General features: G+C 54.2%; 26 protein-coding genes and 1 other RNA gene. 19 read left to right on the top strand and 8 right to left on the bottom strand.

What is annotated here, in order from left to right; genetic code table 11:
• The first annotated feature begins 194 nt into the window (after positions 1–194).
• Positions 195–1,775 carry a DEAD/DEAH box helicase gene (locus V3851_RS06770; RefSeq protein ID WP_331845759.1) on the top strand — a complete coding sequence of 527 codons (1,581 nt, stop codon included), beginning with the start codon at positions 195–197 and terminating at the stop codon, positions 1,773–1,775.
• Positions 1,776–1,842: 67 nt separating this feature from the next.
• Here the strand turns inward: V3851_RS06770 and V3851_RS06765 are convergent, their stop codons facing one another.
• A complete protein-coding gene (locus V3851_RS06765) occupies positions 1,843–1,944 on the bottom strand; it encodes a sporulation protein YjcZ (protein WP_331845758.1) in 102 nt (33 codons plus the stop codon).
• A 179-nt stretch (positions 1,945–2,123) separates the two neighbouring features.
• Between V3851_RS06765 and V3851_RS06760 the strand changes: the two genes are divergently transcribed.
• The 3 genes from V3851_RS06760 to V3851_RS06750 all read left to right on the top strand — a co-directional run bounded on the left by V3851_RS06760 (position 2,124) and on the right by V3851_RS06750 (position 3,765).
• On the top strand, positions 2,124–2,927 hold the full coding sequence (locus tag V3851_RS06760) for a YesL family protein (protein ID WP_331845757.1): 804 nt from the start codon (positions 2,124–2,126) through the stop codon (positions 2,925–2,927).
• Positions 2,928–3,009: 82 nt separating this feature from the next.
• Positions 3,010–3,201, top strand: a non-coding RNA gene (ssrS, locus tag V3851_RS06755) — 6S RNA.
• Positions 3,202–3,372: 171 nt separating this feature from the next.
• Complete coding sequence (locus V3851_RS06750; RefSeq protein WP_331845756.1) at positions 3,373–3,765, top strand: DUF1499 domain-containing protein; 393 nt, start codon at positions 3,373–3,375, stop codon at positions 3,763–3,765.
• 105 nt (positions 3,766–3,870) lie between these two features.
• On the opposite strand, the gene tpx is transcribed toward V3851_RS06750, so the two are convergent.
• Positions 3,871–4,392 (bottom strand): thiol peroxidase, encoded by a 522-nt coding sequence (gene tpx / locus V3851_RS06745; protein ID WP_331845755.1) that lies wholly within the window; start codon positions 4,390–4,392, stop codon positions 3,871–3,873.
• A gap of 103 nt (positions 4,393–4,495) precedes the next feature.
• Between tpx and V3851_RS06740 the strand changes: the two genes are divergently transcribed.
• Positions 4,496–5,110: a rhomboid family intramembrane serine protease gene (locus V3851_RS06740; protein WP_331845754.1), complete on the top strand. Its 615-nt coding sequence runs from the start codon at positions 4,496–4,498 to the stop codon at positions 5,108–5,110.
• Positions 5,111–5,252: 142 nt separating this feature from the next.
• Positions 5,253–6,164, top strand: a complete 912-nt coding sequence (locus V3851_RS06735; RefSeq protein WP_331845753.1) for a LysR family transcriptional regulator — start codon at positions 5,253–5,255, stop codon at positions 6,162–6,164.
• 99 nt (positions 6,165–6,263) lie between these two features.
• Here V3851_RS06735 and V3851_RS06730 read toward each other — a convergent pair whose 3' ends face one another.
• Positions 6,264–6,950 carry a zinc metallopeptidase gene (locus tag V3851_RS06730; RefSeq protein ID WP_331845752.1) on the bottom strand — a complete coding sequence of 229 codons (687 nt, stop codon included), beginning with the start codon at positions 6,948–6,950 and terminating at the stop codon, positions 6,264–6,266.
• A 48-nt stretch (positions 6,951–6,998) separates the two neighbouring features.
• Positions 6,999–7,430 carry a MerR family transcriptional regulator gene (locus V3851_RS06725; protein WP_331845751.1) on the bottom strand — a complete coding sequence of 144 codons (432 nt, stop codon included), beginning with the start codon at positions 7,428–7,430 and terminating at the stop codon, positions 6,999–7,001.
• Between the two features lie 304 nt (positions 7,431–7,734).
• Here V3851_RS06725 and V3851_RS06720 point away from each other — a divergent pair, with 304 nt between their 5' ends.
• From V3851_RS06720 to V3851_RS06710, 3 genes are all read left to right on the top strand, one after another.
• Positions 7,735–9,153, top strand: a complete 1,419-nt coding sequence (locus V3851_RS06720; RefSeq protein WP_331845750.1) for an ammonium transporter — start codon at positions 7,735–7,737, stop codon at positions 9,151–9,153.
• A gap of 62 nt (positions 9,154–9,215) precedes the next feature.
• Positions 9,216–10,307, top strand: coding sequence for a DUF294 nucleotidyltransferase-like domain-containing protein (locus V3851_RS06715; protein ID WP_331845749.1), 1,092 nt, complete (start codon positions 9,216–9,218; stop codon positions 10,305–10,307).
• Complete coding sequence (locus tag V3851_RS06710) at positions 10,304–11,038, top strand: exonuclease domain-containing protein (RefSeq protein WP_331845824.1); 735 nt, start codon at positions 10,304–10,306, stop codon at positions 11,036–11,038. The genes V3851_RS06715 and V3851_RS06710 overlap by 4 nt, the downstream gene beginning before the upstream one ends.
• Here the strand turns inward: V3851_RS06710 and V3851_RS06705 are convergent.
• Positions 10,998–11,507, bottom strand: a complete 510-nt coding sequence (locus V3851_RS06705; RefSeq protein WP_331845748.1) for a Mov34/MPN/PAD-1 family protein — start codon at positions 11,505–11,507, stop codon at positions 10,998–11,000. The genes V3851_RS06710 and V3851_RS06705 overlap by 41 nt on opposite strands.
• Positions 11,508–11,652: 145 nt before the next feature.
• Between V3851_RS06705 and V3851_RS06700 the strand changes: the two genes are divergently transcribed.
• Positions 11,653–12,246, top strand: coding sequence for a TlpA family protein disulfide reductase (locus tag V3851_RS06700; protein WP_331845747.1), 594 nt, complete (start codon positions 11,653–11,655; stop codon positions 12,244–12,246).
• A 67-nt stretch (positions 12,247–12,313) separates the two neighbouring features.
• Here V3851_RS06700 and cimA read toward each other — a convergent pair whose 3' ends face one another.
• Positions 12,314–13,933 carry a citramalate synthase gene (gene cimA / locus V3851_RS06695; RefSeq protein WP_331845746.1) on the bottom strand — a complete coding sequence of 540 codons (1,620 nt, stop codon included), beginning with the start codon at positions 13,931–13,933 and terminating at the stop codon, positions 12,314–12,316.
• 243 nt (positions 13,934–14,176) lie between these two features.
• On the opposite strand from cimA, the gene V3851_RS06690 reads away from it, so the two are divergent.
• From V3851_RS06690 to V3851_RS06680, 3 genes are all read left to right on the top strand, one after another.
• A complete protein-coding gene (locus V3851_RS06690; protein WP_331845745.1) occupies positions 14,177–15,466 on the top strand; it encodes a DNA polymerase IV in 1,290 nt (429 codons plus the stop codon).
• Between the two features lie 118 nt (positions 15,467–15,584).
• On the top strand, positions 15,585–15,827 hold the full coding sequence (locus V3851_RS06685; protein ID WP_331845744.1) for a ferredoxin: 243 nt from the start codon (positions 15,585–15,587) through the stop codon (positions 15,825–15,827).
• A 183-nt stretch (positions 15,828–16,010) separates the two neighbouring features.
• Positions 16,011–17,444 carry a L,D-transpeptidase gene (locus V3851_RS06680; protein WP_331845743.1) on the top strand — a complete coding sequence of 478 codons (1,434 nt, stop codon included), beginning with the start codon at positions 16,011–16,013 and terminating at the stop codon, positions 17,442–17,444.
• On the opposite strand, the gene V3851_RS06675 is transcribed toward V3851_RS06680, so the two are convergent.
• Positions 17,441–17,578, bottom strand: coding sequence for a hypothetical protein (locus V3851_RS06675; protein WP_331845742.1), 138 nt, complete (start codon positions 17,576–17,578; stop codon positions 17,441–17,443). The two genes, V3851_RS06680 and V3851_RS06675, sit on opposite strands and share 4 nt — an antisense overlap.
• Before the next feature lie 194 nt (positions 17,579–17,772).
• On the opposite strand from V3851_RS06675, the gene V3851_RS06670 reads away from it, so the two are divergent.
• The 6 genes from V3851_RS06670 (at position 17,773) to V3851_RS06645 (ending at position 23,509) form a co-directional block, all read left to right on the top strand.
• Positions 17,773–18,867, top strand: coding sequence for a quinone-dependent dihydroorotate dehydrogenase (locus V3851_RS06670; protein ID WP_331845741.1), 1,095 nt, complete (start codon positions 17,773–17,775; stop codon positions 18,865–18,867).
• Positions 18,868–18,895: 28 nt separating this feature from the next.
• The gene (locus V3851_RS06665) at positions 18,896–19,711 is read left to right on the top strand and encodes a GTP pyrophosphokinase (RefSeq protein WP_331845740.1); all 816 of its coding nucleotides are present in this window, start codon (positions 18,896–18,898) and stop codon (positions 19,709–19,711) included.
• On the top strand, positions 19,701–20,204 hold the full coding sequence (locus V3851_RS06660) for a DUF309 domain-containing protein (protein WP_331845739.1): 504 nt from the start codon (positions 19,701–19,703) through the stop codon (positions 20,202–20,204). The genes V3851_RS06665 and V3851_RS06660 overlap by 11 nt, the downstream gene beginning before the upstream one ends.
• A gap of 151 nt (positions 20,205–20,355) precedes the next feature.
• The gene (locus V3851_RS06655) at positions 20,356–21,906 is read left to right on the top strand and encodes an RsmB/NOP family class I SAM-dependent RNA methyltransferase (RefSeq protein WP_331845738.1); all 1,551 of its coding nucleotides are present in this window, start codon (positions 20,356–20,358) and stop codon (positions 21,904–21,906) included.
• Between the two features lie 3 nt (positions 21,907–21,909).
• The gene (locus tag V3851_RS06650; RefSeq protein WP_331845737.1) at positions 21,910–22,671 is read left to right on the top strand and encodes a pseudouridine synthase; all 762 of its coding nucleotides are present in this window, start codon (positions 21,910–21,912) and stop codon (positions 22,669–22,671) included.
• Between the two features lie 22 nt (positions 22,672–22,693).
• Positions 22,694–23,509 (top strand): Cof-type HAD-IIB family hydrolase, encoded by an 816-nt coding sequence (locus V3851_RS06645; RefSeq protein ID WP_331845736.1) that lies wholly within the window; start codon positions 22,694–22,696, stop codon positions 23,507–23,509.
• An 88-nt stretch (positions 23,510–23,597) separates the two neighbouring features.
• Here the strand turns inward: V3851_RS06645 and V3851_RS06640 are convergent, their stop codons facing one another.
• Positions 23,598–23,693 carry a YjcZ family sporulation protein gene (locus V3851_RS06640; protein ID WP_331845735.1) on the bottom strand — a complete coding sequence of 32 codons (96 nt, stop codon included), beginning with the start codon at positions 23,691–23,693 and terminating at the stop codon, positions 23,598–23,600.
• Positions 23,694–23,711 lie beyond the last annotated feature (18 nt).

The raw sequence follows: 23,711 nt of genomic DNA, 5'->3' as shown, positions 1-23,711 counted from the left end.
GCTATAATGTTTGAGATATTCTTGAGTAGGGATGGATTTCCATTTTTAAACAGTATTTGCCGTTCGTAAAGATTTCGTTTTCCAGTCCGCTATGTAAAATTTCCGGTGAGATTGGATAGTCTATAAACGTTTAATGCTACTTAAGAATACAGTCAAGTTTGTGGAATGTCCACTATAGAAGGAGTATGAACAATTTGAACACATTTGCAGATTTCGGCCTAGAGCCTAAAGTATTACAAGCCATAACCGAACTCGGATTCGAAGAAGCGACCCCGATTCAAGCCAAGTCGATTCCGATCGCTCTCACCGGGCGCGATTTGATCGGACAGGCCCAGACGGGGACGGGCAAAACGGCCGCCTTCGGCCTTCCGCTGATCAACAGAATCCCTAAAGAAGAAGACCGCATCGTCGCATTGGTTATGACCCCGACCCGCGAACTCGCCATTCAGGTAGCCGAGGAGATCGGCAAGCTGGCCCGTTTCAAAGGTACGCGCTCCCTTCCTATTTACGGCGGCCAAGACATCGTCCGCCAAATTCGCGCATTGAAGAAGAAGCCTCAAATTATTATCGGTACGCCGGGCCGTTTGCTTGACCACATCAACCGGAAAACGATTAAACTTGACGATGTTCAAACCGTGGTGCTTGACGAAGCCGATGAAATGCTCGATATGGGCTTCATGGACGATATCCAGTCGATCTTGAAGCTCGTTCCGGAAGAGCGCCAGACGATGTTATTCTCCGCCACGATGCCGGCGAATATCCAAAAGCTGGCTCAGCAATTCCTGAAAAATCCCGAGCATGTCTCCGTCATCCCGAAACAAGTCAGCGCGCCGCTGATCGACCAAGCTTATATTGAGGTGCATGAACGTCAAAAATTCGACGCTTTGACCCGTCTCCTGGATATGGAATCGCCGGAGCTGGCCATCGTCTTCGGACGTACGAAGCGCCGGGTCGACGAATTGTCGGAAGCCCTGCAAAAACGCGGATATTCCGCGGACGGCCTGCACGGGGACTTGTCCCAGAATCAGCGCGATAACGTGATGCGCAAATTCCGCGACGGCAGCATCGACGTGCTCGTGGCTACGGACGTGGCCGCGCGCGGTCTCGACGTATCCGGCGTATCGCATGTCGTCAACTTCGACCTGCCGCAGGATCCGGAGAGCTATGTGCACCGGATCGGCCGGACCGGACGCGCCGGCAAGGAAGGCGCCGCCTGGTCGTTCGTCACGCCGCGAGAAATCGACCACCTGCATTTCATCGAGCGCATCACGCGCCATAAGATTGCCCGTAAGCCTCTGCCAAGCATCGCCGAGGCGATCGAAGGCAAGCAGCGGATTACGGCGGAACGCCTGCTTGAGCTGGTGGAAGCCGGCGAGCTGAACGAATACAAAGGCATCGCCATTCAGCTTCTGGAGCAATACGATTCCGTGAACCTGCTGGCGGCCGCATTCAAGCTGATCACCGGCGAGAAGAATGAGAAAGCGAATATCGAGCTTACGCCGGAAGAACCGATCCGCGTGAAACGCCGGAATCCGGATATCCGTTCCAGCGGCCGCAAGCCGTCCGGCTACGGCAACCGCGGAGGCGGCGGGTATCGCCGCGATAACCGCGACGGCGGGAGCCGCGGAGGTTACGGCAGCGGCAAAGGCGGGTACAACAAGGACGGAGGACGCGACTCCTACCGTTCCTCGTCCGACCGCAAGCCGCGCACTTCGAACTACAACGGCGGCGACCGCAGACCGTCCAAACGCAGCGACAGCTCGTTCGACAATTAAGAAGCAGCTTTCGCAAAAAGTCGCAAAGAAGACGAAGCCTCACTTCGTCTTCTTTGCTTTTTCATCATTAGTACAGAATTGTACGGGTGATGATAACAAGCAGGATGAACAATACGAGAATTGTTCCAGTCGAAGTCCAGAAGTGCCCATATCCTCCAACGTGGGACATGCGATAACCTCCTTTTAAATATTAGGTGGGTTAAATACGTAATATTGTATGGAGGGCAGGGCGCCCCAGTTTAGACAATAACCCAGAACCGTCAAAATAGGCGCTGGATAGTCGTTATGCAAACATGCTATAGTATTACATATGGACAAGACTTAAACATATCGGAGGGAGATTTTTACTTGGAACCAAAAGGTTTAATGGGCGGGTTTTATAAAATTACGGAATGGATTATGAGAGTGGCCGGCAGCAATTTGCTGTGGCTCATCTGCTCCCTGCCATTTTTGTTTTTTGCGTTTACCGCTTTCTTTCTGTCGGATTTTGGGTCGGATTTCTACTACCAGAACATTATTTTTATGGCTGTTTTGACACCGTTTACACTGTTCCCGGCCACATCCGCGCTTTTTTCGGTGACGCGCAAATGGGTGATGGGGGAAGCGGATGTAGGTGTAACAAGAACTTACTTCAAAGGATACAAAGAGAACTATAAGCAAAGCATGATCGGCGGCATTTTCTACACCTTGCTCACGGCGATTATGTACTTTGATTACACCGTCTACATGGAACAGTTCAATAATCTGCAGTTTATCGGAATCATCATCATGGTATTCCTGGTGATTCTGCTGGTTTCCTTGTTCCACTTCTTCTCTATGGTGGCTCATTACTATTTGAAGACTACCCAATTGATCAAAAACGCGGTCTTATTGACGATTCTCAAGCCGTTCCGGATGCTGTCGACGGTGATTTGCACCGGCGTCCTGCTATTTTTGACCTACCGTTTCCCGTGGCTGATCTTCTTCGGTCTCGCCAGCCTTACCGCGCTGGTCGCTTTCTTTAACTTCTATGCGGCTTATAACAAAGTCCAGGAGAAAGTGGAGAAGATGCGCGCGGCCGAGGAAAGCACGGATTCGGAAGCGGCGGATGGTGAAGGAGACGGAGAGGGAGCGCTTGAACTTACTTCCGGTGAAGGCAAAGAGAAGGAGTAATTCCTTTATCTTTCGGCAAAAGATGAGCGAATTTGCTTGTCAGCCAAGTTTACTTTTGGCCGCCGGAGTCCTATAATAGGAATACGTCCTGCGATGTGCGTTTCGGTTCTATGTTATTTTGAACCAATGACAATGTCTCGGGAGACTTACATTGCGTCATGGCTGAAAGGCCCTATCCGCTTGTGATGCGGGGACTTCAAAAATGCCGCTGCGGTCACCCACCTGCTGATGCAGGTTCGAGATAATGTAACCGGACGGCATAGGCGGGTCTACTTTTTTACAGGGAGAGCACTTTGAAATCTTTGGAACACCGGAGGCTTCAAGGTGCTTTTTTGTGCCCAAAAAACGCCATGGAAAACTTTTGTTTGTCGCTCAACAATGCTAAACTATACATATAGTGAAATCGCATACTTGTTGGTCAGTAGGATAAAGGAGGAAGAGCGGTTTGTCATTCAAAAGAACGCTTACCGGCATTTTTCGCAGTCAGGAAGGGACGAGCGACCGCGCGAAGGTGCCCGAATTAAAAACACGATATTATCAATTATCGAAAGACAAAATTTGGGAGGAAGTATCCTCAACTTTAAAAAAGGTGCCCGGCTACAAAGTGCTGCATGAAGTGCAGTCCGTCGGGGAAATTACGCTGGAGAAGCGCAGCACGTTCGGGCGGACGATGGATCTGACCGTGTCGATCGTATCGACCGGACCGATGCGCAGCGCCGTCGATATCTATTCGGCGACCCGCGGATCCCTCGGCGATCTCGGCGCGAATTACCGCAATATTCAGCAGTTGTTCTCCGTTTTGGACAAGAAGCTGGCAGCCTATAAGGTCGTTTCCTAGGAGCGCCGGCCCGGAAATATCACATGAAAAAAACGAGCAGGGGAGCTGTTTCCCCGGCTCGTTTTTGGTTTGGAGCTTGTTTGTAATTCGGGATGTATGCGAAAATCAGGATAGCAAGGCCTTGACGGCCGCTACCGGCTTCTCGTAATCCGGATGCTCGGACATTTCTTTCAGCACTTCGACGTAGCGGATGGTGTCGTCCTTATCCACGACGAATACGGCGCGGTGATCGAGCGCAAATTCTTTGATAAGCACGCCGTAAGATTTGCCGAAGGAGTTATCCTTATAATCGGACAAGGTGATCACGCGGTCGACGCCGGCGGCACCGCACCAGCGGGCTTGCGCGAAAGGAAGGTCAGCGCTGACGGTCAGAACGACCACGTCGTCGCCGAGACCGGATGCTTCCTGATTGAAGCGGCGGGTTTGCGCGTCGCATACGCCCGTATCGAGCGACGGCACGACGCTGATCAGCTTGATCTTGCCGGCGAAGTCGCCAAGCGTGGCTTCCTCCAGCAGGTTTTTGCTTAACCGGAAATCCGGCGCTTTGTCGCCGACTTTGAGTTCGGGGCCGATCAGGGTGAGGGGGTTGCCTTTAAAAGTCGCAACGTTTGTGCGTTCTTGGGTCATTTATTTCTCCTCCTAGTCATGAGATAATGGGATACAATCCTAATTATAATCGTTTTAAAAAAAGAAACCAACAATAGTAAAAACATGTAAAGGAAGGTTCGCAATGATTTTTATCCGCTATGAGAATTTACGAAGCTATCTCCGCTATTACCCGGTGACCTGCCTGATTTTGGCCGCCAATCTGGCGATGTTCGTGTTGGTCGCCTTTAACGGGGGGAGCGATAATCCCCTGACTCAGTTGAAATACGGGGCATTAACCAATATCGAACCCTTGGCGAGCGAATGGTGGCGGTTGTTTACATCGATGTTTCTGCATTCCGGCTTCAGCCATCTGTTCTCCAACTGTTTCGCCATTCTCGTCTTTACTCCGCCGCTGGAGCGTTTGCTCGGTCACTGGCGGTATGCTGTGCTGTATCTAGGCAGCGGGATCATCGGCAATCTCATTACCCTGGAGATCTATAACCGCTCCTTGGAGCCACATCTCTCCGTCGGGGCCTCAGGAGCCGTATACGGGGTTTACGGCGCGTTTCTGTACATCGCCCTGTTCCAGCGTCATATGATGGATGAGAGCTCGCGCAAGACGCTGTACAGCCTGCTGATCATCGGGGTTGTATTCTCGTTTTTGGTGCCTCAGGTGAACTGGATGGCCCATTTCGGGGGCCTGATCGGAGGCTTCTTCCTCTACGGAATCATTATCCGGCTGTTAAAACGCCGTTGAACACCCGGGAGGTCCATGGTACATTAGAGATAAGCCACCACATTTGTGAGATCTAGTGAAATATTAATATGTAAGCCCTTTTATTTGTAATCGGCCCTAATTCGGATTTTAAGAGCAGATGCGAAATGGAGCGATCGGATTCGTGGAATTGAGACAATTGCAGTACTTTCTTAAAGTGGCGAGAAAAGAGCATGTTACCCAGGCGGCAGAAGAGCTGCATGTGGCCCAATCCGCGGTAAGCCGGCAAATTCACCAGCTGGAACAAGAGCTGGGCGTCAACCTGTTCATGCAAAAAGGAAGGAATTTACAATTGACGGCCGTGGGCCAGCTTTTTTGTAGCCGTGTCGAAGGCATTCTGAAGGACTTGGACCGCGCGGTCAATGAAATCCATGAGTTTTTGGATCCCGAGCAGGGCGAGATCCGGCTCGGATTTCCCAACAGTCTGGGGATCCATATGATTCCCAGCGTCGTGGCCGAGTTCCGCAAATTATATCCCAATGTCAAATTCCGCTTCAGGCAAGGGACTTACCCGACATTGATCCGCGATGTCGTATCGGGCGAAGTCGATTTGGCGTTTATCTCGCCTTTCCCGGAGAACCATGATCAAGTGGTCGGAAATGTGGTGTTGACGGAGGATTTGGTGGCGATCATCCCGCCCGGCCATCCGCTGGCCGGCGAGCAGAGCATCAGACTGAATCAGCTTAAGGACGATAAATTTATTTTGTTCAGCAAGGGTTATTCGCTTAGGCCGATCGTGTGGCAGGCGTGTCTGGATGCCGGATTCACTCCGAAAGTCGCCTTTGAAGGCGAGGAAACCGACACGATCCGCGGTCTTGTCGGCGCGGGCATGGGCGTGAGTCTGTTGCCGGAAATGGCGCTGTTTCAAAGCTACACGCTGCAGCCTGCGCGGGTAAGGATTTCGGATCCTAAGGTGACGCGAACGATAGGGCTGATTCACCGGGCGGATGAGAAATTGCCGCTCGTTGCCCAGTCTTTTAGAATTTTCCTGCTCGAATATTTCGGACTGCAAATCGATACTCCGCCGAGTCAATGACCGGCGGCTTTTTTTATTTTCCCCATACAAAGAAACGCCTCCGCTGCGGTGAGCAGCGGAGGCGTTTTGGTCTTCATCATTATTTCCCGGAAAATCACCTTACTCCCGGTTGTTGCCGCCTACGAAAATGAGGATGTAACGGACCAGTTCAAGCAGGGAGATCAGTGCGGCGGCCACATAAGTCAAAGCCGCGGAGTTGAGCACCTTGCCGACGCCGCGTTCTTCCTGCTGCGTAACAAACCCTTGCTGCAGCATGATTTTGCGCGCCCGGTTGCTGGCGTTGAATTCGACCGGCAAAGTTACGAGCTGGAACAGTACAGCGGCCGAGAAGAAAACAATCCCCAGGCCGACGAGGTTCAAAGCTCCGAACAGAAAGCCGGCCAGAAGCAGAAACGGCGCGACCCCGGAAGCAAAATTCACGACCGGGAACATTTTGTGCCGCAGAACCAGCATCGGATAAGATTCCTTGTGCTGGATGGCGTGGCCGACCTCGTGGCAGGCTACCGCTACGGCCGAGATCGAGCTTTCGTAATAAACCGGCTCCGACAAGCGAACCACCCGTTTAACGGGATCGTAATGGTCGGACAAGGTGCCGCGCACGGGTTCGATCGGAACGTCGTACAGGCCGTTCGAATCCAACATGCGTCTGGCCGCGTCATGGCCGGTAAGTCCGTACATGTTCGGAACCTTCGCCCATTTCTTGAATGTGCCCGATACCTTTACCTGGGCCCATAAAGATAATCCGAATGCCAACAAAATCGCGATAAGCATTACGTCAGAATACATGATTCATTCCTCCAAGATAGTAAACATGATGGTCCAGGAAAAACTATTCTAACTGAACGGGCCTTGACTCAATAGGAATCTTAACGCTTCGATGCAAGCCAGGCTCTGTGGCATTAAATTGGTAAATGCGCGGCGGGCCTGCCCCGGCTTCAGACTCGAAATGAGCGGCTCGAGTTCCTTGACCTCGCGTTCGAGCTGCTGCATATGGATCTCAAGGGAGCTGAGCTTTTCGCTGACATGCTCTTCCTGAGAGACATTGTCCCATTGCTTCAGCTTTTCCCGGATTTCCTCCAGCAAGTATTTTTCCTGTTTCATCTGGTTAATACGTTCCAGCCTGTTCAAGGTTTCAGAACTGTATAAACGGTAATTCTTCTGCGTGCGTTTCTCGGGCGAGATCAAACCGAGTTTGGTGTAATAGTCGATAGTTCGCTCGCTGACATCCGCAGCCTTCGCCAGCTCGCCGATGCGGTATAGTTTCATAACTCCAATATGATCACCCCTCTCCATCCATTCTATTCTTATTATAGAGGTGTTACGGCTTATAATTGCCGCTTTATATTTGTATAAATATGATAACCGAATTACAACCGTACAGTCAAACGTCATACTTTATATCTTTCAGTAACTAGACTTAATTACAACTATATCTAACATTGTATGTTATATATTGAGCCGTTTTTTAGTTTTTTTCAAAAAAACTATTGTCATATTTGCATATTTGGCCTTATAATCACCTTAACATTTTATTTTGTGTTAGGAAATATGACATTGAGGAGAGGGTCTCATGAAAAAGAAATGGCTGTTTGGATTGTTGGGAGCAGTTGCCGCATTTGCATTTCCCGTATCGGCGTTTGCGGCCGAAGGGGAAGTCACCGCACCGGTTCTACAGGTCGGGTTGAATGCCGTATTTGTATTCCTGGCCTGTATGCTCGTATTCTTCATGCAAGCGGGCTTTGCTCTTTTGGAAGCAGGTACCGTACGGATGAAAAACGCCGGCCACGTTGCCGGTAAGACGGTATTGACGCTAGGCATCTCCGTCGTCGTCTGGTGGGCGTTCGGTTTCGGCCTCGGCTTCGGGGACGGCAACAGCTTCCTTGGTACGACAGGGTTTTTCTTCGGCGGTGAACAAGCGATCGGATCGTTCAGCGTATTTTCTGAAGTCGGCGTTCCATTAAATCTGATGTTCCTGTTCCAAATGGCTTTTGCCGCGGTATCTCTGGCTATCGCCTGCGGCGGTATGGCCGAACGCGCCAAGCTTAGCGTATATATCATCTTCGGCGCGCTGTTCCTGATCATCATTTATCCGGTTGTCGCTCACTGGGTATGGGGCGGCGGCTGGCTAGGCGCTCTCGGCATGCAGGATTACGCGGGTTCGACGGTCGTCCATCTGACGGGCGCGACGGCGGCGCTGGTCGCCACGTTCTTGCTGAAACCGCGTCTTGGCAAATACAACAAAGACGGCAAGCCGAACAGTATTCCGGGTCACAACCAAGTGCTTACCGTTCTCGGCGTAATCATCCTTTGGATCGGCTGGTTCGGATTTAACCCCGGCAGCGCCTTGACGCCGCTGAATGACGGATTTTTCGGTTACGTCCTGGTGACAACGAATCTGGCGGCAGCCGCCGGCGCAGTTGCGGCTTTGCTTATCTCCTGGGCCGTTATGGGCAAATCGGATATTCCGAGCATGCTGAACGGGGTGCTTGCCGCACTCGTGGCGATTACCGGTTCTTGTGCATTTGTCGAAGCATGGGCTGCTATTGTCATCGGTGCCGTAGCCGGCATCTTGACTTTCTTTACCGCAAGATGGTTTGAACGGGCCGGATTGGACGATCCGATTTACGCTTTCTCCGTACACGGCATCGCCGGGGTATGGGGCGCTGTCTCCACCGGTTTGTTCGCGACGCCTGAGCTGGCCGACACGGTCGGCGTCGGCACGGCCGGACTCTTCTACGGCGGCGGTTTCGGACAATTGGGAGTGCAAGTATTGGGGGTTATCGGAACCTTCGCTTTCGTACTGGCGATTTCTTTCATCGTCCTCGGTATTATGAAATGGACGATCGGTCTCCGGGTAACGGAAGAAGAAGAAATGATGGGGCTGGATATGAGCGAGCACGGAACTTACGGATATCCGGAGCAAATGAGCCTGCTGAATCAAGGCTCGGCGGCTCCCACATCCGGCGTAAAGAACGATACGGCGATTTAAATTCCATATGAAGTTAAGAATTCGCGGGTCATCTATGAAGAAATGGGAAAGGGAGTCGGCCTATGAGTCACGAAACGGCGATGAGCCAGGTCAGTTTTCAAGCGATCCGGTCGGCTTCCGCTCCGGAGCTGCTCAGATCGGCGCGATTCGAAGTGCAGCAATTCCTGTACGACAGGTTTGCAACGACGAAGATTGCAGCGTGGAACCGGCAAGTCGGAGAGCTTCATAACACCGTAATGGCGCGGGCCGCAGCTTTATGTGAGCAGCAGTTGGATGAGGAGGGCTTCGGCTCTCCTCCTGCTGCTTATGCCTTTGTCGTCTTCGGCAGCGCCGGCAGGGAAGAACAAACGCTGTGGAGCGATCAGGACAACGGAATAATCATTGAGAATAAAGATGATCCGGCGGTTTCGGCGTATTTTGAAATATTCGGATCGCGGCTGTCGCAGCTGTTGGAAGCGTCCGGATACCCGCCATGCCCGGGGAATGTGATGGTTTCGAACCCGCTTTGGCGAAAGCGAGTCAGCGAATGGACCGGTCAGTTCGAGGCCTGGAGGGAGGAGCTTGGCTGGGAACAGGTGAGATATCTTATGATTGCGGCGGATATGCGCTTCATCGCCGGCGATTCTCGTCTGTACGACAACGTGAGGCAATCGATGTACGAAATATTCGAGCGGACTTCTACGCCGGACCAGGAATTTCCGGCTGCGGTTCTGCGGAATACGGTCCGCCACAAAGCCGCATTGAACGTGCTGGGACAGGTGATTACGGAGCAGACCGGCGAGCATGCCGGTGATTTTGACGTAAAATACGGGCTGTATCTTCCTATTGTCAATGCGGTCCGGTACCTGGCCGTGGAATACGGGATCAACGCTTCATCGACATCGGAACGGCTCGCCCAGCTGAATCAGCTGGAAGCCGTGCCTTACCGGTGGCTGGAATCCTGCCAGAAGGCGTTTCATACCGCGCTGCGCTTCAGATCGATGACTTCCTATACCGATGAAGACGGCGTTTTGTCGGGAACAGGGTATTTGCCGGGAGCGATTCTGCGGCAAAAGGAAATCAAATTGGAGCTGCGCGAAGCGCTCAGCACGGTGAAGCTGATGTACCGGACATTGCAAAGACAGCAAAGATACGCGGAAAGGAAATGGCTATGAAGGAACCGATGAAGGGAAACGGCGGATTTTGGGAGGCGTTCAAAGGAGGAGGGGTTTCCCCCCGGATCGCTTCCATGCTCGGAGCGCCCAGCGCGCAGCAGATCGCGTTTGTGCGCTCGCTGACCAAGGGACAGCGCCGCCCGGAGACGCTTCACGTTCCGCTCAGCCAGCTTAAAACCGCTGTATTCGATTTGGAGACGACCGGTTTCCACTATCATTACGGGGACGAAATTTTGTCTTTCGGCAGCGTGAAGGTCGAAGGGGAAGAGATCACGGAGGAGATTTATTACTCGCTGTGCAAACCGGGTTGCACCGTTCCGGAGCGTATTGTGGAACTGACCGGGATCACGCAGGAGATGGTTCAGGATGCTCCGCCGCTGCTGCAGGCCTTGCGGGAATTTATGGCGTTTGTCGACGACCGGGTGCTGATCGCTCATGGCAGCGCGCATGACAAGGCTTTCCTGGATGTCGCCCTTTGGAAGACGACTAAAGCCCATCTTGGCCACCGGGTGCTGGATACGATGATGATCGCTCAGAAGCTGGAGCCGGAACGAAAAATATCGTCGCTCGACGATTGGCTCGAGGTATACGGCATTCCGGTAACGAAGCGTCATCACGCATTGGAGGACGCCAAAATGACGGCCGGGTTATGGAAGGTCATGATCGGGCGTCTTAAAGAGATCAATGTAATTACATTAGGCGATCTGTACGCTTTTCTGAGCAAGTCATAGGCAGGCTGCTTAAAGAGAGAGAATCGTTGTCCTGCTTTACAACAGAATAGGCGCGAAGAACGAAGCTGTCCGGCGAACCGGGCGGCTTTTCTTTATAATACGGCTTTCCGTCCTCCGTCCGGAAACTTCCGATGAGATAAACCGACAGAAGCGAGCCGAAATGCTGCAATGCGTTGAGATCCGACTTTGAAGGAAGCGGAGGCGAAGACGGATGGGAATGGAAGATGCCGAGCAGTCCTGGGGTAAAGCAGCAGCGGACCCACTCCTCCGGGTTCAGCGCAAAAGCGTGCAGCGGATGATCCGCAATATTGGCAAGCGGCCGATATTCCTCGATCACCGTTAGACCGTGAGCGGCCGTGCCGAACAGCGCGCCACAAGCTTCTTGCGGGAAGCGTTCCGTGCTGTCTTTGACCAACTCGGCTCTTGCGGAGGAAACCAGCAATACGGAATGATCTCGTTTCGGAGGCATGGCACAAGCTCCTTTTAGAATAGTAAATAATATTTATTCTTTAATTGTAACTATTTATAAAAAGAGGGTACAATGAAAAGGAAAACGCAGTTTGCAGTTTAAACGAAAGGCGCATATTAACCATAACATAAAAGGAAGTTAGATGATGAAACGGAATTTGTGGATATTGGCCGGCTTGCTGATCCTGCTATGCGCCGCCTTGTACCAAAACAACAAAACAGGGATTTTGTCCGTGTTCGGCTTGGGCGATGAAACGAATTCCGCCGCGGCGGGCCAAGGAAAATCGGTGAGCCAATTGGTGGCCGAAAACGCGCCCAAGCCCGGATCGAAAGCGCCGGCATTCTCGCTGACCGCCCTCGACGGTAAAACGTATCAAGTCGGCGGAAAACGCGACAAACCGCTGCTGCTGAATTTCTGGGCTTCCTGGTGCGACCCTTGCAAGGAAGAAGCGCCGGATCTCGTGAAGCTGGCGGAACAATACGGCGAACAGCTTGATGTCTATGCGGTCAACGTCACCTTCTATGATAAGCTGGAGAACGCCAAGGAATTTGTCAAAAATTACGGGTACACCTTCCCGGTCCTGTTGGACGAGAAGGAGGAGGCATACCGCAAATATAACGGCATCGCCTTTCCGACCAATGTGCTGATCGACGAGAACGGGATGATCCGCGATGTCATCGTCGGCACGTTGTCTCCGGAAGAGCTTGAGGCCAAGATCAAAAAGCTGCTGAATGCATGACTTACCCGCAAAAAAACCGTCAGAGCGCTTATATCAAGCGGTTCTGGCGGTTTTTTGAATGTACGCGTCAATGATTGACCAGGCCATGGGCGGCGGTAGGAATCTCGGTGTAATCCTCGCGTTTCGTCTGCCCGATCAGGGCGTAGCGAAGGCTGTCCACAAGCGCTTCCCAGCTCGCTTCGATGACATTGCCGGAAACGCCGACCGTGCTCCAGGAGTTCCCGTAATCCTTGGATTCGATCAAGACGCGCACTTTCGAAGCGGTGGCATCCTTGTCGTCAAGCACCCGCACCTTATAGTCGGACAGGTGGATCTCCTGCAAGCCGGGGTAATAGGTGATGAGCGCCTTGCGCAGCGCATTGTCGAGCGCGTTGACCGGTCCGTTGCCTTCCGCGGCCGTATAAATGCTGTTCCCGTCGATGTTCAACTTGACGAAGGCTTCGGAAATAACCGGCTTTCCGGCCGATTTCTCGACCAGCATCTTAAACGATTCGAATACGAACAGCTCTTTCAGATCGCCGTTCGCTTCCCGCAGCAGCAGTTCCAGGGAGGCATCCGCACCCTCGAATTGGTAGCCTTGATGCTCGAGATCCTTGATCTTCGAAATCACCGCGCGCGTGTTCTCGTTCTCGGGATCGAACGGGATGCCGAGCTCCTGTGCTTTGGACAGAATATTGCTCTGGCCGGCCAGTTCGGAGACGAGCACCCGCTGCCGGTTGCCTACGGTTTCCGGAGCGATATGCTCGTAGGTGCGCGAGTCGCGCAGAATCGCCGATACGTGAATGCCGCCTTTATGGGCGAATGCGGCCGTTCCGACATACGGCTGGTTGACCGGCATGTAGACGTTGGCGATCTCGCTGATATAGCGCGCCGTATTGGTCAATTGCTTGAGCCGGTCCGGCTCAAGCACCTCGTATCCGAGCTTGAGCTGCAAATTCGGAATGATGGAACAGAGATTGGCGTTGCCGCAGCGCTCGCCGTATCCGTTCATCGTTCCCTGGATTTGCTCCGCGCCGGCGCGCACGGCGCTCAGCGAATTGGCGACCGCCAGCTCGCAGTCGTTGTGAGTATGAATGCCGAGGCGGGAGGTCGTGACCGTTCCGGCCAGCACGCTGACGATATCGTGGACTTCATGCGGCATCGTCCCGCCGTTCGTATCGCACATGACGAGCCAGTCGGCGCCGGCTTCCTCGGCTTTGCGCATTACGGCAAGCGCATATTCCGGATTGTTCTTGTAGCCGTCGAAGAAATGCTCGGCGTCGAACATCACCTCAAGCCCATGGCGTTTCAGATAGGCGATGGAATCGTAGATCATCGCCAGATTTTCCTCCAGCGACGTCTGAAGCGCCGTGTGGACGTGGAAATCCCAGGACTTCCCGACCAGTGTTGTCGCCTTCACGCCGGATTCGAGAATGCGGTTCAAGTTGGCGTCATGTTCGGCTTGGCTGTCTTTGCGGCGGGTGCTGCCGAAGGCGGTGATTTTGGCGGACAGGCGAAGCTCCTGCACGCGCTTGAAGAATTCGATATCCTTGCTGTTGCTGCCCGGATTGCCGCCTTCGATATAATGGACACCCAGTTGGTCCAGCTTCTTGGCAATCTTCAACTTATCGTCAGCGGAAAGGCTGATCCCTTCGCCCTGCGTACCGTCTCGCAATGTGGTGTCGAAGATAGATATGGCCTTTGACATGATGGATGTCTCCCCCTTTGGATGTCCTCTATTATATAAGTTCCGATTTGATTTCTTATTATAGCATTAGTCATTTCAAATGTAACACGGTTTTTGCCGACAAGCGGGCGGAAGATGCGGAAATGGCTGAATTTGGCGGCGTTAGTCCCGTGAATTGCGGGGAAACCTGTAAGCATATTGACCGCCATTCGGCAGGAGGGGTATGCTGATATAAGAACGTTAAACGAGGGGACGGTCAAGAAAGTGCCAGTAAATATCGATGAATACTATCCCGCCCGCGGCCGGGTTGTGCTGCACGTCGATATGAACGCGTTTTACTGCTCGGTGCACGAGGCGGAGGAGCCGGAGAAATACAAGAACCGGCCGACCGCGGTGGCGGGCAGTGTCGAGCTGCGCAAAGGCGTGATTGTAACCTGCTCATATGCGGCGCGGAAGCGCGGCATTTCCACGGGGATGACGGTAAGCCAGGGCTTAAAGAAATGCCCGGAGCTGATCGTGATCCGGCCCGATTTTCATTTATACCGGAAATATTCAAAGGCATTTATGAATATCGCTTACGAGTATACTCCGCTTCTGCAAGCCGTTTCGATCGATGAGTGTTATTTGGACATCACCGGCTCGAAGCAATTCGGAACCCCGCCGGACATCGCCCGGGAAATTCAATCGAGAATTGCGCATGAGCTCGGGCTCCCGTGCTCGATCGGCATCGGGCCGAACAAGCTGCTCGCCAAAATGGCTTCCGATATGAAGAAGCCGAACGGAATTACGGTGCTGCGCATCCGTGACGTACCTGAGCTGTTATGGGGCAAACCCTGCAACGAGCTGTTTGGGATCGGCAGGAAAACGGCGGAGAAACTGAAGCGGATGCGAATTCATACGATCGGCCAACTGGCGGCGGCGGACGAGCGGCTATTGGCCGAGAAGTTCGGCGTGGCCGGACATTGGATGAAGCAGGCCGCGCACGGACTGGACGACTCCCCGGTGAGGGAGGAGCGCGAGGCGAACAAATCCGTCGGTCATACGACGACGCTGCCGCGCGACATCAGCCGAATGGACGAGGTCCAGCGCGTGCTGCTGAATTTGGCCGATCAAGTCACGCGGCGGCTGCGGCGGCAGAAGCTCGTGGCCCAGACGGTGCAAATTACGATCCGAACGCCGGACATGAAGACGATCACCCGCTCGCAGAGCCTGGAGACCGTCATCGACCGGACGGAGGATGTATACCGCGAAGCGTGCAAGCTGTACCGGCGTCACTGGAGCGAAGAGAAGCCGGTGCGCCTGCTCGGCATCACGCTGCAAAATTTGACGCCCAAAGAGGAATCCGCCTTGCAGCTTGACCTGTTCGATTATGAACAGCAGCCGCGGAAGGAATCCTTGACCAAAACGATGGACCTGTTGAGGGATAAATTCGGAGAAAACGCCGTTTTGACGGCCGGGATGCTCTCCGACGATCCTTCGGCCCTGATCCGGAACCACAAAATTCGCGGCACCTCGCTGCAGACCGATTTCCTGCGCGAGCCCCGGGACGAATAAGTTATTTCGATAGGTATAATACGGATTTTGAATTGAATTTGTCTTCACTTTGTATTATATTGAACTTGGTGACAATCTAGGCACCGGACTTGTACCGTTTATTCAGGAGGCAGAAAAGATGGCTAAATATACTTGGGTTGAGAAAGACACCTGCATCGCTTGCGGCGCATGTGGAGCGACAGCACCGGATATTTACGATTACGATGACGAAGGCTTGGCCGAAGTCATTTATAACAACGACGCCAACCGTGGTGTGACCGAAATCCCGGAAGATTTGTTCGACGATCTTCAGGATGCTTGCGATGGATGCCCGACCGATTCCATCAAGATCGCGGATACTCCTTTCAATAAAGAGGGTTAATCCGCCGTCCGAACGGTTTTAAAGACATCCCCCGTTTTTAAGCGGGGGATGTTTTTTATTTTAGCATAGGCCCTTTGTCGTGATTTTCGGGTCAACCGGGGGCGGGCGCTTTTCATTCGGACCGGTTATGCCGATATAGTGAGTAGGAATTTCGATAACTATTATTTCCATGTGGAGGTTTCGATGAGCGACTCGGCATACCTCAAGCAATTCGTGGAGAATCACCCCAAGAACAAAATGGCCTGGTATCTGCTGGGCAAGGAATATGAGGCCGCGGGCAAGGAAGGCAAAGCGCATTACTGTTTTATTCAGGCCGGAAGCGTGTATGAGGCGTTCGAATCGAGCAAAGTGCCCGCAGATCTGTGGCGGGAATATCAGGAGAACCTGCTGCAGGAACAAAAACGAAAGGCCAAGCGGAGCTCCTTGCTGCGCAAAACCGGGGTCGCGTTTTTGCTTCTGCTGCTGATTTGGCTGCCATCCGCGGGGGCTCCGGGGCAATTCGTCCGGCAGGCGGCATTGGACCCCGATGCGGTCTCAACCGGTCCGGAATCCGCCGGTCCGGAGGAGGGAGGACAGAAGAAGCCTGCCTCTGCACAGACACCAGTACCGATGGCCGCGAGAGGCTATACGGCAAAAACATATTTCGGCAATGACGCGGACAAGGTGATCGCCCTGGGCGCGGTGTTGGATGACGGAAAGGCTGCGGCCGCCCTGGAGACGGCGGTTCTCGGCATGCAGCGGTACGGCAAATGGTCGGTATGGTCGGACGACATGCCGGTCGTGTACGCGGTGACGCAGAGCCCGGATACCGGCAGGGCGACGGTTCAATCCTACGATGCCGAAGCTTGTGCCTGCGAGCCGCCGGATGCTTCCGAGCTGCAGGAAGGCGCTCCGGAATGGATCGCCAGGCAGGAATCGCTGGCCGTACTGTCGTCGGCAATGTTTCAATACAAGCTGGCGAAAGGCACATGGCCTACGAGTCTGGACGAATTGACGGGGACTTTCCCGGATAATTGGCTGGCGGGAAGTGATCCCGTGATGCGGGAGGCGTTCGCCGCATTAAAGGAGAGGCTTGAGCAAAGTGAAGGAGCGGACGGCGCGGGGGCAAGCGGAGGTCAAACGGCGGGAACGATAGCCTCGGGGGCTCTTCTCCCGGGCGGGGAACCGTTTTTTGTACAGCCCTTGGAAGTCATAGTGGACAAAAAGCAGCACCGGCTTGCGGTCGTAAGCGGGAGTATTATTGTCAGAAGCTATAAGGTCGGGCTGGGCGGGGACAACACCCCGGAAGGAACGTTCCGAATTTCGGATAAAGTCATCAACCCGAACGGGCGGGATGACGGGGAATTCGGCAGCCGCGGCATGCAGCTGTCGGACACCAATTACGCGATCCATGGGACCAATGAACCGGACAGTATCGGAAAAGATGAATCCCTTGGCTGCATCCGGATGACCAAAGAGGATGTCGAGGAATTGTTCGACCTGCTGCCGAAAGGGAGCAAGGTGACGATTGGAAAGGGGATTCTTCCGAAGCTGGATTCGGTACCCGAAACGCGGTTTGCATTGGGCGACCGTCAGGATCAGACCAATCCCCGACGTACATACCACTGGCTCAATTAGATTTGCGTGATTACGATGACGGCGATGACCGCGATGATGAGCACGGCGACTACCGAGCCGGTCCAGACCAGCGCTTTTTTGTTCACTTCATCTTTTTTCTGTTGAAGCGTCGGCGGCATGCGTTTGGTTGACATAGGATTCTTCCCCTTCCTTGATAAATAAACAGGAGTATTTCTCCTCTATTGTAATGGCTTTCACGGCAAAATTCCATATCCCCGGTTACCGCTTTCCGGCGGCAATAAACTTTTCTTTTCCGCCGGAAACCGCTAAACTGGATATGGAGTTTTTTTTGCCAGCCATAGAGACGTTTAGGAGTGAAGCAGACCAGATGTTGTATCGCAACTTGGGGAAACCCGTGTTTTTTAAATTGGATCCGGAAAAAGCCCATCACCTGGTGATCGGCGGTTTACATACAGCGGCAAAAGTCCCGGGGCTGGTTCCGCTGATGAGCGGAATGTACGGAATACCCAAGGTGCCGGAAATGTCCACGGAGTTGTTCGGGGTTACGTTTCCTTCTCCCGTGGGGCTGGCCGCCGGCCTGGACAAAAATGCCGAAGCGGTGGATGGTTTCTCCGCCATCGGTTTCGGCTTTATGGAAGTCGGCACGGTTACGCCGAAGGCCCAGCCGGGCAATGAACTGCCGCGGCTCTTCCGCCTGCCGCCGGACGAGGCTTTGGTCAACCGTATGGGCTTCAACAACCGCGGCGCGGAGGAGATGTCGAGGCGGCTCGCCGCTTTGAAATCCAGACCGATTCCGGTCGCGGTCAATATCGGCAAGAACAAGGTGACGCCGAACGAGGAGGCGCATCTGGATTATCAGAAGTGCATCTCGGTACTGTACCCGTATGCCGATTTCTTTGTGGTGAACATCAGTTCACCGAATACCCCGGACCTGCGTAACCTGCAGCATGGGAGCGAGCTGTCGAACCTGCTTGCGGCGGTGAAGGAAGAGATGAACGCCCAGGCCCGGCGCCACGGCAAGGATAAAGCGGTCCTTGTGAAGATCGCGCCGGATGTCAGCTTCGAAGAGCTTGAATATATGGTCGATACGATCCAAAAGGGCGGAGTATCCGGCCTCATCGCCACCAATACGACGATTTCCCGGGAAGGGCTTACCCACGCGAACGCCAAGGAAACCGGGGGCTTGAGCGGCAAGCCGCTGCAGCGGAGATCGACCGAGATCATCTCCCGGGTTTACCGGCAGACCGGCGGACAGCTGCCGATTATCGGCTCGGGCGGGATTTTTACCGCGGACGACGCTTACGGGAAAATCCGCGCCGGCGCAAGTCTGGTCGAAATCTATACGGCTTTGATTTATGAAGGCCCCGAAATCAACCGCAAGCTGCACAGCGGATTAAGAGAGCTGCTGAAGAAGGACGGCTTTGCCCATATTTCCGAAGCGGTCGGGGCCGATCACCGATAGGGCCTTTAAGAAGATAGGAGGCACAAAGATGGACAGTAGGGATTGGGGAACTTTTTTGCTACCCTATGAACAAGCGGTTGAAGAACTGAAGGTTAAATTCAAAACGATGCGGTCAGAACTGAAAAAACGCGAAGAATACGCCCCTATTGAATTCGTTACCGGCCGGGTCAAAAAGATATCCAGCATTCTTGACAAGGCCAAGAGGCTGAATGTGTCGATGGACGATCTGGAAACGGGCATCGAAGATATCGCCGGCATCCGCATCATGTGCCAGTTTGTCGAGGACATCCGCCGCGTGGCCCAGTATATCCGGCTGCGCAAAGATTTGCGGGTGCTCTACGAGAAAGACTATATTACCAATTACAAAGAAAGCGGATACCGCAGCTTCCATATGATCGTGGAATACCCTGTACAGACGGCGCTGGGTCAGAAAAACGTGCTCGCCGAAATTCAGATCCGCACGCTGGCGATGAATTTCTGGGCGACGATCGAGCATTCGCTGAATTACAAGTATAAAGACAGCCTGCCGGATGAAGTGCGGAAGCGGCTTAAGAAAACCGCGGAAGCCGCCAACATTCTGGACAACGAGATGTCCAGCATTCGCCAGGAAATTCTGGTGGCGCAGAAGAGCTTCGAGGACGACGCCAACATCGTCTCCCATCTGCTTGACGCGATTCATCAACTGTATTTCTACCATCTCGTGTCCGAGGCGATCGAAGCCCAGGAACGGTTTAACAAGCTGTGGGAAGCCCGCGACATGGAGGGAATCAAGGATTTGTACGTCGGGGTAAAGGGCCTGCTCAAGGCTTCCAAAAAGGTGGAGGAGCCCGGCGATGAGCTATGAGCCGCTGTATGTGGCGTACCTGATCTATTTCAACCGCGACCGCGATTACTTCGAGTGCCATGAGGTGCTTGAGGAACTGTGGTTGAAACGGGACAGGGACCCCCTTTACAAGGGGCTGCTGCAGGTGGCGGTAGGGCTTTATCATTTTCGCAACGGAAACGTAAGCGGGGGAAGCAAGATGCTTCATTCCGCGGCCGAGCGGCTCGCGCCCTACCCCGCGGACAGCCTCGGGATCGATCTCGGGAAGCTGCGGAGCGAGGCGGCGGAATATGCCCGCAAGCTGGACGATTACTCCCGTACCCCGTTCGATTATTACGATCTGGACATTGTGCTGCAGGACCCCGGACTGATCGGGGCGGTAGAGACGGCATCGCCGCGGATCGCCCCGAATATTCCGCAGCAACGCGGACCTCGGCGGGGAGAGAAGCATCAGGAGCGCGAACGGATCATGGAGCAAAGAAACCGGGAGCCGGAGAAAAGATCGGACAATTAGGAATCGGCAATTCTCCCGTCGTATTCATGGGCCAGCTAGGATTATCGGCTGGCCTGTTTTTATGGGACAATTATAATTTGGGCCATATCCTATGGTACAATTAACATTGTTTTGAATAACACGAGCTACGGATTGGAAGGTAGAACAGCGAATGGCGGTTCAATTACCTGCGGCATTTGTAACCAGAATGCAAGCCCTGCTGGGGGATGAATACGATGAATTTCTGTCTTCGTACGACAGTCCGCGGTATGCGGGCATCCGGGTCAATACGCTGAAGATCAGCGTGGACGAGTTCCGGGCAATTTCCCCGTTTGAATTAAAAGCCATCCCTTGGTGCGAAACCGGCTTTTATGTCGACGAGAGCGCGAAGCCCGGCAAGCATCCTTATTATCATGCGGGGCTTTATTATATCCAGGAGCCGAGCGCCATGGCTCCAGCCGAAGCGCTGGACGTTCTGCCCGGCGACCGCGTGCTCGATCTGTGCGCCGCACCCGGCGGCAAGTCGACGCAAATCGCAGCCAAGCTGGGCGGGAAGGGGCTGCTGGTGACCAACGATATCAGCACCGACCGGACGAAGGCTCTGGCCAAAAATATGGAGCTCTACGGCGTGCGCAATGCCGTGGTGCTCAACGAAACGCCGGAACGGATCGCGGCGGCGTTCCCCCATTATTTCAACAAAATCCTGATCGACGCCCCGTGCTCGGGCGAAGGCATGTTCCGCAAAGACGAGGATATGGCGCGGCAATGGGAGACGCATTCGATCGCGAAATGCACCTTGATGCAGCGGGATATCCTCAGTACGGCCGCGGCGCTGCTGTCTCCGGGAGGAAGGATCGTCTACTCCACATGCACGTTCGCGCCGGAGGAAAACGAGGCGCAAATCGCCGAGTTCCTGGAGCAAAACCCGGACTTTGAGATCGTTCCGTTGGATGAGACGACCGGATTCTCGCCGGGACGGCCCGACTGGGTCGCCTTGCTTGCGAACGGAAGCGAGGTGCTCGAACAGACAGGCGCGCCGGTGCCGGAAATATCGGAAGCGGCAGTTCGCCGGACCGCCGGCTGCGGCCGGCTGTGGCCGCATAAGGTGGCTGGCGAGGGCCATTTCGTCGCCGTCCTCCGGCATAAGGGGGAGCCTGTACAGTTAAATGAAGCGGATCCCGCAGACGTGATGACGCCGCATTTCGACCAAGGCGGCGGCAAATCGCGCCGAAAGGGACGGCCTGACGGCCCGGGAGGCCCGGGGAAGAAGGGACCCGACGAAGCGGAAATGCTGGGGAGATGGCACGCCTTTGCTTCGGAGCAGTTGGCGGTGGAGCCGGCAGGGAGCCCTCTGCTGTTCGGCGGGAATGTATACTTGTCCCCGCTGACCCGGCAGCAGCTTAGCGGTCTGAAAACCGTACGCCCCGGCTGGTATGTCGGCACGGTGAAGAACGGCAGGTTCCAGCCGGGCCATCCGCTGGCCGCGGCGCTCCATCCCGAGGAGAGCCTCCGGGCTTTAGAGCTGTCGCTTCCGGCAGGCGAAGCGGTGCGGTATTTGAAAGGGGAGACGTTGGAGATTCCCGCTTCGCGGATCGCTTGCGCCCCGGGAATCAAGCCCAAAGGCTATGTTCTAATCACGGTTGACGGATACGCCCTGGGCTGGGGAAAATGGCTGGACGGGCTGCTGAAAAACGAATATCCCGCCGGCTGGAGGTGGACATAAGTCATGAGTGAAGGCAAAAAAACGCAGCGGATCGATAAAATTCTCGGCTATCTCGGATACGGGTCCCGCTCCGACATCAAAAAGATGACGAAGCAGGGGAGAATCGCGCTGAACGGCGTAACGGTCAAGGACAGCGGGGCGCAAGCGAACCCGCTTGCCGACCTCATCGAAGTGGACGGGGAGCGGGTGTTTTATCGGGAATACGTCTATCTGATGCTGCATAAGCCTCCGGGGGTGATTTCGGCCACCGAGGATTTACGGGAGAAGACGGTGTTGGATTTGATTCCTCCGGAGTTCCGGGTCTTCTCGCCGTTCCCCGTCGGGCGGCTGGATAAGGATACGGAAGGCTTGCTGCTGCTGACCAACGACGGACAACTGGCCCACGACCTGTTATCGCCGCGCAAGCATGTGCCGAAGACCTATCTCGCCGACTGCCAGGGAACGATCGGGGAGCGGGAAGCCGGGCTGTTCGCGCAAGGCGTGGAGCTGGACGACGGCTATGTGACGCTGCCTGCCGAGATGGAAGTGCTGGAGCGCGGAGCTTATGAGAACGGCGAGGCAAAGACGGTGATCTCCCTGACCATTTCGGAAGGGAAGTTCCATCAGGTCAAACGGATGCTTGAAGCGGTCGGATCAAAAGTGACCTATTTAAAGCGGGTATCGATGGGCCCGCTCCGGTTGGACGATGCTCTCCCGCTCGGTGCTTTCCGCGAACTCACGGCGGAGGAGCTGGAAGCGCTGCATTCTTATAAAAATAAAAAATAATGTTCGAAAAGGAGTCCAGGAGATGAAATACAAACTGATTGCCCTCGATGTCGACGGGACCTTGCTAAACGACAATCATGAACTGACGGCTGGAACGGCGGAGACGATCAAGGAAATCGCCGGCCAGGGCACGGAATTCGTCCTGTGTACCGGACGCGCTCCGCGAAGCTCGCTTCCTTTCATGCGGGAGATGGGCCTGGACGGCTATATCATCACGCATAACGGTGCTGCGACGGTGAATGTGCAAACCGAGGAAATCGTCCACGAGTTTGCCATGGACCCGCGGGGGCTTGAACGCTTCATCGATTATTGCCGCGAGAACGGTGTTCATTACGATATCAATACAACATTCTCCTTATATGTTCCGGGAGCGTCCAGCCTCGACGAGGAAGCGCTGGATATGTACAAGCTCTACCTGATCGTACCGGAGGATTTGCCGGAGTGGTCCGAATTCAACGAACCGATCGTGAAAATGACGGTCACGGCCGAGAAGGAGGAGCTTGACCGGATTCAAGCGGAATGGAGCCTCTGGCCGCAGGAAGATTTCAATATATTGCGCAGCGGCGATTTTTTCATCGATATTATGCATAAGGACGCTTCCAAGGGAGCGGCGCTCAAAAAGCTGGCGGAAAAACGGGGCATTCCGGCGGAGGAGGTCATGGCGATCGGGAATTATTACAACGATTTGACCATGCTGACCTTTGCCGGACTCGGCGTGGCTATGGATAATTCCCCGCTGGAGGTCAAAGCGGCGGCGAACGCCGTGACCGCCTCCAACAATGAAGAAGGCGTGAAGCTGGCGCTGCAAAAATACTGCCTGGAGCAGTCTGTTCAGTAACTGGCGCCTTGTCCCGCGTGACAGGTGGATAATTTATAAGGACCCGGGGAACAACCCCCGGGTCCTTATCTATTCGTCCTTATGTTATTTACAGGACCCATGCGCGGGAAATGATAACCAGCAAGATGAAGAGCACCAGTATGGCTCCCGTCGAAGTGAAGCCGCCTCCGTAAACTTCTCCCATCGTTAATCCTCCCTTATT

The sequence above is a fragment of the Paenibacillus haidiansis genome, from assembly GCF_036553665.1.
GTDB classification, from domain to species: domain Bacteria; phylum Bacillota; class Bacilli; order Paenibacillales; family Paenibacillaceae; genus Fontibacillus; species Fontibacillus haidiansis.
The sequence above is the reverse complement of the archived record's forward strand: the minus strand, read 5'-3'. Positions and strand labels throughout refer to the sequence as shown.